This window comes from Streptomyces sp. NPDC023157 (assembly GCF_055560575.1).
Genome location: NZ_JBVHIL010000005.1, coordinates 1 through 16,321, shown reverse-complemented (window position 1 = coordinate 16,321; position 16,321 = coordinate 1). Strand labels below are relative to the sequence as shown.

Sequence of the window (16,321 nt, the reverse complement as noted above, 5' to 3'; positions counted from 1 at the left end):
ACACCGTATCGGCCGCCACTGACAACGGGCCCGACAGCACAGCGGGGACCACTCGGAACCCGGTCAAGCGGCCGGTTTCCTGTCCCCCTTCGAGCGATAGCTTCACCCGTACGGATTAAAAGTGTGCAAGCGGTACGAAGAGCCCCCGTCCCCTTGCCTACGGTCACCCAGTGACGAGCAGCAGGCTGGATTCCTCCGCCCGAACCACCGACGGCCCCCGCACCCTCGGTCAGCGCCCGCCCGCGCGCTACGAGGAGTACCTGGACGGGCTGTTCACCTACTGCCTCTCGGTGCTGTGCGACCACGACACGGCCACCGCCGTCCTCGGCGACGTCCTCGCCATCGCCGAGCGCCACCACGGCCGCTGCCCCTCCGACGAGGGCGGGCGCCGGGCCTGGCTCTACGCCCTGGCCCGCTGGGCCTGTCTGCGCAGCCTCGGCGAGCAGCGGCGCAGGCGGCAGGGCGCCCACACCGGGCGGCCCGCGGTCGCCGCGCCCGCGCCGCCCCGGCTCTCCCCTGAGGTCGCCGAGCGCCGCCGGCTCGAACTGGCCGCGCTCGCCTGGCCCGAGGCCGCCGGCACCACCCCGGAGCAGCGCGAGGCCCTGGAGCTGGCCGTCCGGCACGGGCTCGGCCACCGGGAGCTGGCCGCCGTGCTCTCGCTCGACCCGTCCGCCGCCCGCGACCTGCTCTCCTCCGCCGCCTGCGAGGTGGAACGCACCCGGGCCGCCCTCGCCGTCGTCGAGACGGGCGACTGCCCGACCGTGGCCGGGCTGACCGGCGACCACCAGGTGCTGCTCTCCGCGGCGCTGCGCGCGGAGCTGGTCCGGCACGTAGACGACTGCCCGCGCTGCCGCCGGGCCGCCGAGCGGGCGGGCGCGGGCGGGCCGTGGCCGGGCGCGACGGCCGGCCCGCCGGGCCGCCTGCCGCTGGTGGAGGCGCCGCGGGCCGCCGCGTACGTGGCGATGCTGCACGTGCCGCGCGCCCGGGCCGGCGCCCCGCGCTTCGGGCCGACCGGATTCCCCATGGACCCCAAGGACCACGCGGCCCGCCGCGACCGGATGCGCGCCCGCGCCGTCACCACCACGGTGGTCGCCGCGGTCGTCGCCGCCCCGGTGCTCGCCCTGTGGGCGTCGTACCGCGGCACGCCCGAGGTGGGGGAGGGCCAGGACGGGGCCAGGATCAGCGCGCGCGAGGCGGACGGGCCGGAGGGCTCGCAGGGCGCGGGCACCGGCGGCCGCCCGTACGAGCGCTACGAGAACGCGGGCAACGCCCGCACCACCCCCGACCCCCGCTTCACCCACGGCAGCCGCTCCCCGGACGTCTCCGTCGAGGTGATCAGCCCCGGCGCGCCCGCCACCCCGACGCTGCCCGGGCAGCCGGCGCCCGCGCGGATCACGGTCGCCGCACGGGGCAGCGGGGCGACGACCCTGCTCACCCTCACCAACGAGGGCGGCTCGCCCGCCGTCTGGTCGCTGTGGTCGGACGCCCCCTGGCTGTACGTGAGCCAGGCCTCCGGCACCCTGCGCCCGGGCGGGTCGGTCACGGTCCGGATCTCCGTCGACCGCTCCCGCGAACCGGCCGGCGCCTGGAGCGCCCGGGTCGGCGTCGACCCCTCGGGCGCGGTGCTGCGCATCGACGGCTACGGCGCGACCCCGCCCACCACGACCGGACCCGGCACCCCGGCCACGCCCGAGCCGACCACGCCGACGACGGAGCCGACCACCACACCCCCGACGACGGAGCCCACGGCCGAGCCGACCACCACGCCCCCGACGACGGAGCCGACGACGGAGCCCACGCCCGGGCCCACCGCCTCGGACGGCGGGACCCCGAGCCAGGACCCGGGCCCGGGCCCGTCCTGAGCGGTTTCCGTCCGCGCGCGCTAGCCGGCCGGGTCGGCGGGGTGCGGCGCCACCAGCGGCAGCTGGGAGGCCAGCCGCGCCTCGCACAGGCCGACGAGGACCTCGTACGCCGCCTCGCCCATCATCTCGACGAGCTCCGGCCGGTACGAGACGTAGACCGGCTCACCACCGACGTGCGCGGAGCTGGCCGTCGTGCAGTACCAGTGCAGGTCGTGGCCGCCCGGGCCCCAGCCGCGCCGGTCGTACTCGCCGATCGACACCTGGAGGACCTTGGTGTCGTCGGGGCGCTCGATCCAGTCGTACGTCCGCCGCACCGGCAGCTGCCAGCACACGTCCGGCTTGGTCTCCAGCGGCTCCCGGCCCTCCTTCAGGGCCAGGATGTGCAGCGAGCAGCCGGCGCCGCCGGCGAAGCCGGGACGGTTCTGGAAGATGCAGGACCCCTGCCAGCGGCGGGTCTGCCGGTCGCCGTCGTCGTCGAGCTGCACCCAGCCCGTCTCCGCGCCGACGTCGTGGAACTGCCACACGTCGGGCGTCAGCCGGTCCACGAACCCGGCGACCCGCTTCTCGTCGTCCTCGTCGGAGAAGTGCGCGCCGAGCGTGCAGCAGCCGTCGTCGGCCCGGCCTTCCTGGATGCCCTGGCAGCCGTTGCCGAAGATGCAGGTCCAGCGGGAGGTGAGCCAGGTCAGGTCACAGCGGTAGACCTGCTCCTCGTCGTCCGGGTCAGGGAACTCCACCCAGGCGCGCGGGAAGTCGAGGCCCTTCTCGTCGGGCTCGTCGTCCTTGGCGCCCTTCTTGCCGGACTTCCCGGCCTTCACGGCTTTCACGGCCTTGGCCGCGTGCGCGGTCCTGGCCGACTTCACGGCGTCGTCGCCCCGGCTGGCGTGGTCCCCGGTGCTGTCTTTGCCCGGCTTCGCCTTTTTCGTCTTTGGCACAACGACAAGCGTATGCGGGTCCGCGCAGTAGCGTTCCGTCCATGAGACTCGGAGTCCTCGACGTCGGTTCGAACACAGTGCACCTGCTGGTGGTGGACGCCCACCCCGGCGCCCGCCCGCTGCCCGCCCACTCCCACAAGGCGGAGCTGCGCCTGGCCGAGCTCCTCGACGAGCGCGGCGCCATCGCGGACGCGGGCGTCGAGCGGCTCGTCGCCACCGTCCGCGACGCGCTCGTGGCCGCGGAGGACAAGGGCTGCGAGGAGGTGCTGCCGTTCGCGACCTCGGCGGTGCGCGAGGCCAGCAACGCCGACGACGTCCTCGCCCGCGTCGAAGCGGAGACCGGGATCGCGCTCCAGGTCCTCACCGGCGAGGAGGAGGCCCGGCTCACCTTCCTGGCGGCCCGCCGCTGGTTCGGCTGGTCCGCGGGCAAGCTGTTCCTCCTGGACATCGGCGGCGGCTCCCTGGAGGTCGCCTTCGGCATCGACGAGGAGCCCGACACGGCGGTCTCCCTGCCGCTCGGCGCGGGCCGCCTCACCTCGGGCTGGCTGCCGGGCGACCCGGCGGACGCGGCCGACGTGAAGGCGCTGCGCCGCCATGTGCGGGCGCAGATCGCCCGGACGGTCGGCGAGTTCAGCCGCTTCGGCCGCCCCGACCACGTGGTCGCCACCTCGAAGACCTTCAAGCAGCTGGCCCGGATCGCCGGCGCCCCCGGCTCGGGCTTCGGCCTGTACGTGCAGCGGACGCTGTCCCGCAAGTCCCTGGAGGAGTGGGTGCCGCGGCTCGCCGCCATGACCGTCGGCGAACGGTCCGCCCTCCCCGGCGTCTCCGAGGGCCGGGCCGCCCAGCTCCTGGCGGGCGCCATGGTCGCCGAGGGCGCGATGGACCTGTTCGGCGTCGAGGAGCTGGAGATCTGCCCCTGGGCGCTGCGCGAGGGCGTGATCCTGCGCCGCCTGGACCACCTGCCGGACGAGCTGTAGCACCCGCGCCGGGGCCGGCCGCCGGGCCGGGGCGTGACCGGAACCACCCCCCGGCCCCGCGGCCCGCCCCGTACCCTGTCCCCGTGGCAGAACCAGCGGTGCGCGTCCCGGATGCGAAGGTCGCCCTGTCGACGGCCTCGGTGTATCCGGAGTCGACGGCGACGGCCTTCGAGGTCGCCGCGCGCCTCGGTTACGACGGGGTCGAGGTCATGGTGTGGACCGATCCGGTCAGCCAGGACATAGAGGCGCTGCGGCGCCTGTCGGACTACCACCAGGTCCCGATCCTCGCCGTCCACGCCCCCTGTCTGCTGATCACCCAGCGGGTCTGGTCCACCGACCCGTGGGTCAAGCTGCAGCGCGCCCGCGCCGCCGCGGAGAAGCTGGGCGCCTCGACGGTCGTCGTCCACCCGCCGTTCCGCTGGCAGCGCCAGTACGCGCGCGACTTCGTGACCGGCATCTGGCGCATGGCCGACGAGACCGACGTCCGCTTCGCCGTCGAGAACATGTACCCGTGGCGGTACAAGGACCGCGAGATGCTCGCGTACGCCCCCGAGTGGGACGTCACCAAGGACGACTACCGGCACTTCACCGTCGACCTCTCGCACACGGCGACCGCCCGCGCCGACGCCCTCGCCATGGTCGACCGCATGGGCGACCGGCTGGGCCACGTCCACCTCGCCGACGGGCGCGGCTCCGCCAAGGACGAGCACCTGGTGCCGGGCCGCGGCACCCAGCCGTGCGCGGAACTCCTGGAGGGCCTGGCGCGCCGCGGCTACGACGGGCACGTCGTCATCGAGGTCAACACCCGCCGCGCGATGTCCTCCGCCGAACGCGAGGCCGACCTCGCCGAGGCCCTCGCCTTCACCCGGCTCCACCTGGCCGCCGCCCGGAGCGGCAAGGCCCCCGGCCCGTGACCGAGCCCTCCCCCCGGCGGCGCGGCCGCCCGTCCCGTACCGCCGCCGACTCCGTGCCGGGCGCGCGCGAGCGGATCCTGGAGGCGGCCCGGAGCCGGTTCGCCGAGCGCGGCTACGACAAGACGTCCGTGCGCGGGATCGCCAAGGAGGCGGGGGTCGACCCGGCGCTCGTGCACCACTACTTCGGTACGAAGGACGAGGTCTTCGCCGCGGCGATCGAGGTCTCCTTCGAGCCGGCGACGGCGATCCCGCTGATCGTCGGCGGCCCGCGCGAGGCGATCGGCGAGCGCCTCGCCCGCTTCTTCCTCTCGGTGTGGGAGAACCCGGCGACCCGCGCCCCGCTCCTCGCCGTGGTGCGCTCCGCGCTGACCCACGAGGCGGCGGCGAAGGTACTGCGCGGCTTCGTGCTGCGGCGGCTCCTGGAGCGGATCGCCGCCGACCTGGACGTACCGGAGCCGAAGCTGCGGGCGGAGCTGGCGGCCTCGCACATGATCGGGATCGCGATCCTGCGGTACGTGATCCAGGTCGAGCCGCTGGCCTCGGCGGACCCGGAGGAGATCGTGGCCCAGGTGGCGCCGACGCTCCAGCGCTATCTGACGGAGGCGTGAGGCGCGCCCCCCGCAGGGCACCCCGGCCCGGCCCGGCCCGGGTTCGGCGCCCCGCGGGGCCCCCGGCCCGGCCCGGGCTCCACCCGCCCGAAGGCTGAACACCTGTCTCGCATACCGGACCTCGTGTCCAGATCTTGGAGTCGAAGCGTACGCTCGACTGCAAGCACACCCGTCACCGGAGGAACGAGCGACGATGCCCGAGCTGAGGTCCCGCACAGTCACCCACGGCCGCAACATGGCGGGCGCACGTGCCCTTATGCGCGCCTCCGGTGTACCGGGCGCCGACATCGGCCGGAAGCCGATCATCGCCGTCGCCAACTCGTTCACCGAGTTCGTCCCCGGCCACACCCACCTCCAGCCGGTCGGCCGGATCGTCTCCGAGGCCATCACCGCCGCCGGCGGCATCGCCCGCGAGTTCAACACGATCGCCGTCGACGACGGCATCGCCATGGGTCACGGCGGCATGCTCTACAGCCTGCCCTCCCGCGACCTGATCGCCGACAGCGTGGAGTACATGGTCGAGGCGCACTGCGCCGACGCCCTGATCTGCATCTCCAACTGCGACAAGATCACCCCCGGCATGCTGATGGCCGCCCTGCGCCTCAACATCCCGACCGTCTTCGTCTCCGGCGGCCCCATGGAGTCCGGCCGGGCGACCCTCGTCGACGGCACGGTCCGCACCCTCGACCTGGTCGACGCGATCTCCGAGGCCGTCAACGACAAGGTCTCCGACGAGGACATCCTCCGCATCGAGGAGAACGCCTGCCCGACCTGCGGGTCCTGTTCCGGCATGTTCACCGCCAACTCGATGAACTGCCTGACCGAGGCCATCGGCCTCTCCCTCCCCGGCAACGGCTCCGTCCTCGCCACCCACACCGCCCGCCGCGCCCTCTACGAGAACGCGGCCCGCACGGTCGTCGACATCACCCGTCGCTACTACGACGAGGACGACGCCTCGGTCCTGCCGCGCAACATCGCCACCCGCGCGGCCTTCGAGAACGCCATGGCCCTCGACATCGCCATGGGCGGCTCCACCAACACGATCCTGCACCTGCTCGCCGCCGCCCAGGAGGCCGAGCTGGAGTACGGCCTGAGCGACATGAACGAGGTCTCGCGCCGGGTGCCCTGCCTGGCCAAGGTCGCCCCGAACGTCGCCCCGGGCGGCACGTACTACATGGAGGACGTGCACCGCGCCGGCGGCATCCCCGCGATCCTGGGCGAGCTGTACCGCGCCGGGCTGCTCGACGAGGACGTCCACTCGGTCCACTCCCGCTCCATCAAGGAGTGGCTGGACACCTGGGACGTCCGCGGCGGCTCCGCCTCCGAGGAGGCCGTCGAGCTGTTCCACGCGGCCCCCGGCTGCGTGCGCTCCGCCGAGGCCTTCTCGCAGTCCGAGCGCTGGGACACCCTCGACCTGGACGCGGCCGCCGGCTGCATCCGCGACGCCGCCCACGCGTACTCGAAGGACGGCGGCCTCGCCGTCCTGCGCGGCAACATCGCCGTCGACGGCTGCGTCGTGAAGACGGCCGGCGTCGACGAGTCGATCTGGACCTTCGAGGGCCCGGCGGTCGTCTGCGAGTCGCAGGAGGAGGCCGTCGAGAAGATCCTCAACAAGCAGGTCAAGGACGGCGACGTCGTCGTCATCCGCTACGAGGGCCCCAAGGGCGGCCCCGGCATGCAGGAGATGCTCTACCCGACCTCCTTCCTCAAGGGCCGCGGCCTGGGCAAGACCTGCGCCCTGGTGACGGACGGGCGCTTCTCCGGCGGCACCTCGGGCCTGTCCATCGGCCACGCCTCCCCGGAGGCGGCCTCGGGCGGCACGATCGCCCTCGTCGAGGACGGCGACCGGATCCGCATCGACATCCCCGGCCGCTCGATCGACCTGCTCGTCGACGAGGCCACCCTCGCCGCCCGCCGCGAGGCCTTGAACGGCGTGTACGCGCCGAAGAACCGCGAGCGCAAGGTCACGGCGGCGCTGCGGGCGTACGCGGCGATGGCGACGAGCGCGGACAAGGGCGCGGTCCGGGACGTGTCGAAGCTGGGCTGAACGACCCCATGAGGAAGGGCGGGACCCGAGGGGGTCCCGCCCTTTCGTCATGCCGGGCCGTACGCCCCGCGGGCCCGGGTCACCACGTCCCCGGGTCCCTCGCGTCGACCGCGAAGACCGACCCGTCGGGCGCCGTCCCGAAGACCCGGCCGCCGGCGGGGACCGGCGCCGGGACGGACGGGGCGTAGGTGAGCCGCCCGTTCCGCAGCCGGGGCGCGGTCGTGCCGAGCAGCGTGCCGCGCACGGCGTCGACGGCGAGCAGCCGCCCGTCGGAGGAGGACAGGTACAGCCGGCGTCCGTCGGCGTCGACGACGGGCGGGGAGACGTTGGAGGTGCCCGTCTCCAGCTCCCACAGCACCCGCCCGCGCGCGGCGGACGTGTCGACGGCGGTGAGCCGCCCGGCGGGGGTCAGCAGATAGGCGGTGTCGCCGTGCAGGACGAGGAACGGCTCGTTGAGGACGTACTCCAGGGGCACCCGCCGTACGGCCTGCCGCGCGGGTTCGTAGCGGACCAGGGCGTCGGCGCGCCCGGCCCGGTCGGTGGAGAGCAGGACCACGGTGCCGCCGGGCGCGGTGCCGACCGGGGTCAGCACCCCGGCCAGGCGCTTCTGCCAGACGACCTCGCCGGTGCGCGGCCGGACGGCGCTGACCCGGGTGTGGGTGCCGTCGGCGAGCGTCTCGGAGACGGTGAGCAGACCGGTGGCGGCGTCGTACGGACCCGGTACGGGGAAGGCGTGGCCGGGCAGCGCCCGGTGCCACAGCTCCCGCCCGCCGGCGCCGTCGAGGCCGCGCAGGGTGGGGCTGCCGTCGGAGAGCACCAGGGCGTCGCCGGCGGCGGTGAACCGTTCGGGGCGGGCGGCGGCCTCGCGGTGCCAGCCAGGGGTGCCGTCGGCGGCCGCGTACGTGCGCAGTTCGCCGGTGGCGGTGGCGGCGGCGAGCGGGCCGCCGGCGAGCGGCGCCGGGGCCTGCGGGCCGATCATGTCGGCCGGGCCGGGCCGCGACCAGGCGACCTTGCCGGTGGCGGGGTCGAGCCGGGCGGCGGCGACCCCGCGGCCCGCGCAGTACAGGGCGCCCGCGCTGTGGGTGCAGGACGGCGCGGAGGGGTCGGTGCCCTTCCACAGGACGGTCTGCCAGCCGCTGAAGGTCTGGGCGGCCTCGGCCGGGTGCCGGGGCGCGGCCGGATCCCCCTGCGACAGGGCGACGGCGGTGCCGCCCGCGGCGAGCAGCAGCGCGACCCCGAGGGCGACCGGCAGCCGCTTGCGGCGGCGGCGCGGGGGAGCGGGGACCCGTACGGGGGTCGCGGCGTCCCAGGAGGGGGCGGGCCCGGGCGGCAGGGGTGGCGCGGCGGCGCGGCGCTGGGCCGGTATGAAGGCGGTGGCGTCGTACGAGGGGGGTTTGAGCGCCGCCATGATCTCGGCGGGAGTGGGCCGCTCGGCCGGCTCCTTGGCGAGGCAGCGGGCCACCAGCGGCGCGAGCTCCTCGGGGACGCCGGTCAGGTCGGGCTCGTCGTGGACGACCTGGTACGCCACGATGTACGGGCTGTCCGAGTCGAACGGCCCGTGCCCGGTCGACGCGTGCACGAGCACCGAGCCGAGGGCGAAGACGTCCGCCGAGGGCCCGACCTCCCGGGGGCGTTGGAACTGCTCGGGCGCCATGAACGGCGGCGAGCCGATCAGCTTCCCGGTCTCCGTGCGCAGATCGCTGTCGACGGGCCGCGAGATCCCGAAGTCGATGACCTTGGGCCCGGAGTCGGTGAGCAGCACGTTGCTCGGCTTCAGGTCCCGGTGCACCACGCCGGCCCGGTGGATGTCGCGCAGCGCCTCGGCGAGCCCGGCGGTCAGGCGCCGCAGCTCGGCGGGGGACAGCGGGCCGCTCCGCTTCACCTGGTCGGCGAGCGTGGGCCCGGGCACGTAGAGGGTCGCCATCCAGGGGCGCACGGCGTCGGGGTCGGCGTCCACGACGGGCGCGGTGAACGCGCCACTGACCCGCCGCGCGGCGGCGACCTCCTGGCGGAAACGCGCCCTGAACTCGGGGTCCTCCGCGTACTGTGCGTGCACCACCTTGACCGCGAGCCGCAGCCCGGAGGCGGAGGTGGCGAGATGGACCACGCCCATGCCACCGGCGCCGAGACAGGCCTGGAGCCGGTACTCGCCCGCGTACTCGGGACCTTCCGCTTCCCGGTCCGCACCGGTACTGCGCAACGGCGGCATCGCCGACCCCCGTGGGTTGCCCGTCCGAATCGCGCGCGTGCGCGACGCACGGAGCCTAGTCGATGGTGCGGCCGAAGTCGGTGGGGCTTGCTAGCCTGCGCGTCGCGGAGAGTGAATCTCGGCGGAGCGCTTTCGCGTCAACGGGGAGTTTGCGATGAGCACCGAATCGGCCACGACGGCCACCACCCGCTACTCGGTCGCCCCGGGCACCCGGCTCAACGTCCGTTCGGGCCCGGGCACCCAGTATCCGATCATCCGCTCGCTCGCCGCGGGCAGCACGGTGGCGATCTACTGCCAGACCCCGGGCACCTGGGTCACCGGCCCGTACGGCACCACCAACCTCTGGGACAACATCGCACCGGGCGAGTACGCGTCCGACGCGTACGTCCACACCGGCACCGACGGCTATGTGACCCGCCGCTGCGGCTAGGCCGAGGGCCTTCGGGGCCGGGCTCAGGGCCTTTCCGGACCCGGCTCGGGGCTTTCCCGGGGCCATCAGGGGCGTACGGCCTCACCGGTTCTCGTCGCCCACCGGGGATAATCGATCCCGTGAGCGACGAGAACCGCACCCCCGCAGGACCGCAGCCCGAGGAGATCCGTTTCTTCGGCACGAGCTGGGTCGACCACAGCGGCCCGTACGCGCTGCGCCGCGTCGGCGTGGCCGCCGGCTCGCTGCTGGCCGCCGCCGCGGGCTGCTTCGTGCTGCGCTTCGCGTACCAGGGCCTGGAGGTCGCGCAGGTCGGCGGCTTCGTCAACCTGCTGGTCGTCGTGATGTTCGCGGTCTGCAGCGCCATCGCCTTCCGCAAGACCTGGGAGGGCTTCGGCAGCCGCCCCGCCGACCCGGCCCGCGAGCAGTCGCTGCGCAGCCTGAAGGCCATCGGCTTCATCGGCTCCCTCCTCGCGTACTTCTTCCGCTCCTTCACGGAGGCCCCCGGCGAGAAGCTGCGCCGCACGGAGTACGAGACGGCCCTCGCCCGCTTCGAGAAGCGCCGCTCGCGGAGCGCGGGCAACCCGTCCGCGCGCAAGAAGAAGAAGGGCTAGCCGCCAAGTCCGCCACGGGACTGGCCACGGGGCCGCCCCAGGCGCATTATTCATCACATGATGAATAAGACGGGTGGTGCCGGCGACCCCACCGGCACCGGTGCGATCACCGCCTCCGGCCTCACCGTCGTACGCGGCGACCGCACCGTCCTGCGCGGACTCGACTTCACCGTCCCGCCCGGCCGTATCACCGGCCTCCTCGGCCCCTCCGGCTGCGGCAAGACCACCCTGATGCGCGCGATCGTCGGCACCCAGGCCAAGGTCACCGGCACCCTCGACGTCCTCGGCCACCCCGCCGGAGACCCCGCCCTGCGCCCCCGCATCGGCTACGTCACCCAGGCGCCCTCCGTCTACGACGACCTCACCGTCCGGCAGAACCTCGACTACTTCGCCGCCGTCCTGACGCCCGGCCGCGCCCACCGCGCCGCCCGCCGCACCGCCGTCGACCGGGCCCTCGCCGACGTCGCCCTCACCGGACACGCCGACGCCCTCGCCGGACGCCTCTCCGGCGGCCAGCGCAGCCGCGTCTCGCTCGCCGTCGCCCTCCTCGGCACGCCCGACCTGCTCGTCCTCGACGAACCCACCGTCGGCCTCGACCCCGTCCTGCGCCGCGACCTGTGGGAGCTCTTCCACCACATCGCCGACGACCGGGGCACCACGATCCTGGTCTCCTCCCACGTCATGGACGAGGCCGAACGCTGCCACCGGCTGCTCCTCCTCCGCGAGGGCGAACTGCTGGCCGAGGACACCCCCGAGGCCCTCCGCCACCGCAACGACACGGCGACGGTCGAGGAGGCCTTCCTCCACCTGGTGGACGCGGCCGCCGCCCGCGATACCGCCGCCGACCACCCCGCCCCCGCAGCCGCGGGAACCGTCACCGCCTCCGCCGAGGAGCCCCGCCCATGAGCAGCGCCCGCACCCTCGCCACCGCCGCCCGCGTCCTGCGCCAGCTCCGCCACGACCCGCGTTCGATCGCGCTCATGCTGCTCGTGCCGTGCGTGATGCTCTTCCTGCTGCGCTACGTCTTCGACGCTTCCCCCTCCTGCGGCGGGGAGACCCCGTGCCCTTCGACGTTCGACGGCATCGGCGCCTCGCTGCTCGGCATCTTCCCGCTCATCACCATGTTCCTGGTGACCTCCATCGCCACCCTGCGCGAACGCACCTCCGGCACCCTGGAACGCCTCCTCGCGATGCCCCTCGGCAAGGGCGACCTCATCGCCGGCTACGCGCTGGCCTTCGGCCTCGTCGCCGTCGTCCAGTCCGTCCTCGCCACCGGCCTCGCCGTCTGGTTCCTCGGCCTCGACGTCGTCGGCTCGCCCTGGCTGCTGCTCCTGGTCGCGCTGCTCGACGCCCTGCTCGGCACCGCCCTCGGCCTCTTCGTCTCGGCGTTCGCCGCCTCGGAGTTCCAGGCCGTCCAGTTCATGCCGGCCGTGATCTTCCCGCAGCTGCTGCTGTGCGGCCTGTTCACCCCGCGCGACCGCATGGCCCCCGCCCTCGAAGCGGTCTCGGACGTCCTGCCGATGTCGTACGCCGTCGACGGCATGAACGAGGTCCTGCGCCACACCGACGTCACCGGCACCTTCGTCCGCGACGCCCTGGTCGTCGCGGGCTGCGCCGTCCTCGTGCTCGGACTCGGCGCGGCCACCCTCCGCCGCCGCACCGCGTGACGGGCACGGCGTGACCGCCACCGCGTGACCGCCCCTCGGACAGCCGCCGCACCACCCCGCCCCCGGTGCGAGGATGTCCCGCAGACGCACGCACAGGCCCCTCCGGCGAGGTGAGAGACCCATGACCCAGACCGTCGCAGTCCTCGGTACCGGCAAGATCGGCGAGGCACTCCTCAGCGGGATGATCCGCGCCGGCTGGCGCCCCGCCAACCTCCTGGTCACCGCCCGCCGCACCGAACGCGCCGAGGAGCTCCACGCCCGCTACGGCGTCGACGCCGTCAGCAACGCGGACGCCGCCAAGCGCGCCGACATCCTCATCCTCGCCGTGAAGCCCCAGGACATGGGCCGCCTCCTCGACGAGCTCGCCCCCCACGTCGCCGCCGACCGCCTGGTCATCAGCGCCGCGGCCGGCATCCCCACCGCCTTCATCGAGGAGCGCCTCGCCGCGGGCACCCCGGTCGTCCGGGTCATGCCCAACACGCCCGTCCTCGTCGACGAGGGCATGTCCGTGATCTCCGCGGGCAGCCACGCGACCCACGCCCACCTCGTCCACACCGAGGAGATCTTCGGCGGCGTCGGCAAGACCCTGCGCGTCCCCGAGTCCCAGCAGGACGCCGCCACCGCGCTGTCCGGCTCCGGCCCGGCGTACTTCTACTACCTCGTCGAGGCCATGACCGACGCCGGCATCCTCCTCGGTCTGCCCCGCGCCCAGGCCCACGACCTCATCGTCCAGGCCGCGATCGGCGCCGCCGTGATGCTCCGCGACAGCGGCGAGCACCCGGTCAAGCTGCGCGAGGCCGTCACCTCCCCGGCCGGCACCACCATCAGCGCCATCCGCGAGCTGGAGAACCACGGCGTACGCGCCGCCCTCATCGCCGCCCTGGAAGCCGCCCGCGACCGCAGCCGCGAGCTCGCCTCCGGCAACGGCTGACCGGCCCCGCTCAGGGGGCGGTCAGCCGGCCGCCCCCTTCAGCACGTCCTCCGTGCGCACCACCCGGGCGAACTGCCCGCCGTGCAGCGACACCGCCGTCGCCCGGGTCAGCTCCTCCGCCGTGCTCGTCCAGCCGAACGGTCCCGCCAGGTCGAACGTGTGCATCGCGTCCAGCGGGAACAGCACGTCGTAGCCCAGGTTGCCGCCCATCCGCGCGGTCGTCTCGTTGCACATGTTGGTCTGGATCCCGACGATCACGATCTGCGCCACGTCCTCCCCGGTGAGCCAGACGTCGAGCGAGGGCTCCCCGTAGAACGCCGAGTTCACGTGCTTCGTCACCAGCAGCTCGGCCCCTCGCCCCTTCCCCCGCCGCTCCTCCACGAAGTCCTTGAAGGCGTTGCCCGCGGACCCCGCCGCCAGCGGCGAACCCTCCCGCGCCGAGTCGTGCCGCACGAACACCACCGGCCGCCCCGTCTCCTGCCACAGGTCGATCAGGGCCGCGATGTTCTCCTCCGCGTCCGGGTTGTCCCGCCGCCCCCAGAACCCCTCGTCCTCGAACCCCTTCTGTACGTCGATGACCACCAGCGCCGCGTTCTCCTCGATCTCCATACCGACGATCCTGGCCCGCCCGCGCCTCCCACCCCAGAGGGAGGAAAGCCAGCGATCGATGGTTAACTGCCAGCCATGACAGCCACGGTCCCCCAGCGCGTCGCCCTCCTCGCCTTCCCCGGCATCCGCGCCTTCGACGTCTCCGTCATCACCGAGGTCTGGGGCACCGACCGCACCACCCGCGGCGTCCCGCCCTTCGCCCTCCACCGCGCCGCCGCCGACCCCGCCGTCCCCGTCCCGCTGCGCGGCGGCCTCACCCTCACCCCCGACCGCCCGCTCACCTGGCTGACCGGGCTCACCCCCACGGACCTCGTCGTCGTCCCCGGCATCGAGGACCCGCACGCCGACCTCCCCGCCCCCGTCCTCGACGCCCTGCGCGACGCCCACGCCGCCGGCGTCCCCGTCGCCGCCCTCTGCGCCGGCGCCTTCGTCCTCGCCCGCGCCGGCCTCCTCGACGGCCGCCGCGCCGTCACCCACTGGCAGCTCGCCCCGGAGCTGGCCGCCCGCCACCCCGAGGTCCGGGTCGAACCCGAGGCCCTCTACGTAGAGGACACCGGCATCTGGACCTCCGCCGGCACCGCCGCCGGCATCGACCTCTGCCTCCACCTCGTCCGCACCGCCCACGGCGCCGAGACCGCCGCCACCATCGCCCGCTCCATGGTCACCGCCCCCTTCCGCACCGGCACCCAGGCCCAGTTCATCGAGCACCCCACCCCGCGCGCCGACCGCGACGCCGACGCCCTCGCCGCCGTCCGCGCCCACGTGCTCGCCCACCTCGACCAGCCGCACACCGTCGCGAGCCTCGCCGCCCACGCCGGCATGTCCCCGCGCTCCTTCGCCCGCCACTTCCAGGCCACCACGGGCACCACCCCGCTCCACTGGCTCATCGGCCGCCGGGTGGCCGCCGCCCAGAAGCTCCTCGAACGCACCGACCACCCCCTCCCCGAGGTGGCCCGCCGCGCGGGCTTCGGCAGCGAGGTCACGATGCGCCAGCACTTCGCCTCGCACCTCGGCACCAGCCCGCGCGACTACCGCAACGCCTTCCGTCACACGGCCGGCAGCAGCCCGACCGCCCGATAGGCCGCGTCGACCCGCGGCCGCGCCATCCCGCGCGCCCGCTCGGCGCCCGCGCGCAGCACCCCGTCGACGTACCCGGGATCGGCCGCGAGCTCGGCATGCCGCTCCCGCACCGGCCGCAGCAGCTCGACGACCGCCTCCGCCGTGTCCTTCTTCAGCGCCCCGTACGAGTCGTACGCACCGGCCAGCCCGGCCGGACTCGCCCCGGTCGCCGCGGCCAGCAGATCGAGCAGGTTCGCCACCCCCGGACTCGCCGCCCGGTCGTACACGACCTCACGCCCGCTGTCGGTCACGGCCCGCATGACCTTCCGCCGCACGGTCTCCGCCTCGTCGAGCAGATAGACGATCCCGGCCCCGTTCTCGTGCGACTTCCCCATCTTCGACGTGGGGTCCTGCAGATCCATGACCCGCGCGGCCACCTCCGGGTGCGTCGCCTTGGGCACGGTGAACACCTGCCCGTACCGCTGGTTGAACCGCACCGCGAGATCCCGGGTCAGCTCCACGTGCTGCGTCTGGTCCTCACCGACCGGCACCTCGTCCGTCCCGTACGCCAGGATGTCCGCCGCCATCAGCGCCGGATACGTCAGCAGCGACAGCCGCACGCTCTGCCCGGCCGCCCGAGCCCGGACGCTCTTCTCCTTGTACTGGACCATCCGCCGCATCTCGCCGTCGGTGGCCGTGCACTCCATCAGGTACGAGAGCCGCGCGTGCTCGTCCACATGACTCTGTACGAAGAGGGTGCACCGCTCGGGATCGAGCCCCGAGGCGAGCAGCAGCGTCGCCGCCTGCCGGCTGAGCCGCCGCACCCGCGCCGGATCGTGCTCCACGGTCAGCGCGTGCAGGTCCACCACGCTGAACAGCGCGTCGGCCCGGTGCTGGTCGACCTCGACCCACCGCCGTACGGCCCCGAGGTAGTTGCCCAGCGTCAGGTGCCCGGTCGGCTTGATCCCACTGAAGATCCGCGTCATCGCGTCCGTCCCTCTCTCTCAGGAGGGCCGCCGGCTCGTCGGCCGGGCTCCCGGGAGGGATACGCGAACGGCCGCCGAGGCGGCGGCCGTGTGTCTGCATGCGTCAGGTCAGGGCCGCCGGGTCAGGCGGCCCACCACTGGGTGGTGTGCGCATGCGTCATACGGGGAGGGTACGCCCGAGGACCCGGGTTGACACGGGATTACCCGGTCCGTAGTGTTCTCCGAGTTGTCCGACGTGAGCACCGACCCCGGTCGGCCCCGGACAGCGATTCCGCAAGAACCACTTGAGCACCAGACGGTGTCGATTCGTCGACGCCGTCATTGCTTTCCGTGCGTTTTTGCGAAATGAGGAATCCGCGTTCGAAGGATTGAGCGCGAGCCCCCCGATTGGCTTCGGGGGCAAGGAATCCGCTAAAGTCTCACTCGTCGGAACGGCCCAACAGCCGAGAAGACAAAACCCGCTGACTGGGAGTCAGGCC

General features: G+C 74.1%; 15 protein-coding genes. 11 read left to right on the top strand and 4 right to left on the bottom strand.

Annotated elements, in window-relative coordinates; genetic code table 11:
- Nucleotides 1-170: 170 nt before the first annotated feature.
- Complete coding sequence (locus ACZ3ZE_RS18690; protein ID WP_361176589.1) at nucleotides 171-1,862, top strand: BACON domain-containing protein; 1,692 nt, start codon at nucleotides 171-173, stop codon at nucleotides 1,860-1,862.
- 20 nt (nucleotides 1,863-1,882) lie between these two features.
- Here the strand turns inward: ACZ3ZE_RS18690 and ACZ3ZE_RS18685 are convergent, their stop codons facing one another.
- Complete coding sequence (locus tag ACZ3ZE_RS18685) at nucleotides 1,883-2,794, bottom strand: DUF3109 family protein (protein ID WP_467259841.1); 912 nt, start codon at nucleotides 2,792-2,794, stop codon at nucleotides 1,883-1,885.
- 41 nt (nucleotides 2,795-2,835) lie between these two features.
- On the opposite strand from ACZ3ZE_RS18685, the gene ACZ3ZE_RS18680 reads away from it, so the two are divergent.
- The 4 genes from ACZ3ZE_RS18680 (at nucleotide 2,836) to ilvD (ending at nucleotide 7,340) form a co-directional block, all read left to right on the top strand.
- A complete protein-coding gene (locus tag ACZ3ZE_RS18680; RefSeq protein ID WP_361176587.1) occupies nucleotides 2,836-3,771 on the top strand; it encodes a Ppx/GppA family phosphatase in 936 nt (311 codons plus the stop codon).
- Nucleotides 3,772-3,854: 83 nt separating this feature from the next.
- Nucleotides 3,855-4,685, top strand: a complete 831-nt coding sequence (locus ACZ3ZE_RS18675) for a sugar phosphate isomerase/epimerase family protein (RefSeq protein ID WP_361176585.1) — start codon at nucleotides 3,855-3,857, stop codon at nucleotides 4,683-4,685.
- Nucleotides 4,682-5,293, top strand: a complete 612-nt coding sequence (locus ACZ3ZE_RS18670) for a TetR/AcrR family transcriptional regulator (RefSeq protein ID WP_361176583.1) — start codon at nucleotides 4,682-4,684, stop codon at nucleotides 5,291-5,293. Before ACZ3ZE_RS18675 ends, ACZ3ZE_RS18670 begins: the two co-directional genes overlap by 4 nt.
- Before the next feature lie 193 nt (nucleotides 5,294-5,486).
- A complete protein-coding gene (gene ilvD / locus ACZ3ZE_RS18665) occupies nucleotides 5,487-7,340 on the top strand; it encodes a dihydroxy-acid dehydratase (RefSeq protein ID WP_361176581.1) in 1,854 nt (617 codons plus the stop codon).
- Between the two features lie 79 nt (nucleotides 7,341-7,419).
- Here ilvD and ACZ3ZE_RS18660 read toward each other — a convergent pair whose 3' ends face one another.
- Complete coding sequence (locus ACZ3ZE_RS18660) at nucleotides 7,420-9,549, bottom strand: serine/threonine-protein kinase (protein WP_467259839.1); 2,130 nt, start codon at nucleotides 9,547-9,549, stop codon at nucleotides 7,420-7,422.
- A gap of 154 nt (nucleotides 9,550-9,703) precedes the next feature.
- Between ACZ3ZE_RS18660 and ACZ3ZE_RS18655 the strand changes: the two genes are divergently transcribed.
- The 5 genes from ACZ3ZE_RS18655 (at nucleotide 9,704) to proC (ending at nucleotide 13,188) form a co-directional block, all read left to right on the top strand.
- Entirely contained in the window at nucleotides 9,704-9,979 is a 276-nt protein-coding gene (locus ACZ3ZE_RS18655) for an SH3 domain-containing protein (protein WP_361176577.1), read from the top strand.
- Nucleotides 9,980-10,089: 110 nt separating this feature from the next.
- Nucleotides 10,090-10,590, top strand: a complete 501-nt coding sequence (locus ACZ3ZE_RS18650) for a hypothetical protein (RefSeq protein ID WP_442306189.1) — start codon at nucleotides 10,090-10,092, stop codon at nucleotides 10,588-10,590.
- 57 nt (nucleotides 10,591-10,647) lie between these two features.
- Nucleotides 10,648-11,496, top strand: a complete 849-nt coding sequence (locus ACZ3ZE_RS18645; RefSeq protein WP_467259836.1) for an ABC transporter ATP-binding protein — start codon at nucleotides 10,648-10,650, stop codon at nucleotides 11,494-11,496.
- Complete coding sequence (locus tag ACZ3ZE_RS18640) at nucleotides 11,493-12,257, top strand: ABC transporter permease (protein WP_361620776.1); 765 nt, start codon at nucleotides 11,493-11,495, stop codon at nucleotides 12,255-12,257. Before ACZ3ZE_RS18645 ends, ACZ3ZE_RS18640 begins: the two co-directional genes overlap by 4 nt.
- A 121-nt stretch (nucleotides 12,258-12,378) precedes the next feature.
- On the top strand, nucleotides 12,379-13,188 hold the full coding sequence (gene proC, locus ACZ3ZE_RS18635) for a pyrroline-5-carboxylate reductase (RefSeq protein ID WP_361176571.1): 810 nt from the start codon (nucleotides 12,379-12,381) through the stop codon (nucleotides 13,186-13,188).
- Nucleotides 13,189-13,209: 21 nt separating this feature from the next.
- On the opposite strand, the gene ACZ3ZE_RS18630 is transcribed toward proC, so the two are convergent.
- Nucleotides 13,210-13,797, bottom strand: coding sequence for a cysteine hydrolase family protein (locus ACZ3ZE_RS18630; RefSeq protein ID WP_363293244.1), 588 nt, complete (start codon nucleotides 13,795-13,797; stop codon nucleotides 13,210-13,212).
- Between the two features lie 75 nt (nucleotides 13,798-13,872).
- Between ACZ3ZE_RS18630 and ACZ3ZE_RS18625 the strand changes: the two genes are divergently transcribed.
- On the top strand, nucleotides 13,873-14,877 hold the full coding sequence (locus ACZ3ZE_RS18625; RefSeq protein WP_467259833.1) for a GlxA family transcriptional regulator: 1,005 nt from the start codon (nucleotides 13,873-13,875) through the stop codon (nucleotides 14,875-14,877).
- Here ACZ3ZE_RS18625 and trpS read toward each other — a convergent pair.
- Complete coding sequence (trpS, locus tag ACZ3ZE_RS18620; RefSeq protein WP_361176565.1) at nucleotides 14,844-15,842, bottom strand: tryptophan--tRNA ligase; 999 nt, start codon at nucleotides 15,840-15,842, stop codon at nucleotides 14,844-14,846. The genes ACZ3ZE_RS18625 and trpS overlap by 34 nt on opposite strands.
- Between the last annotated feature and the right edge of the window lie 479 nt (nucleotides 15,843-16,321).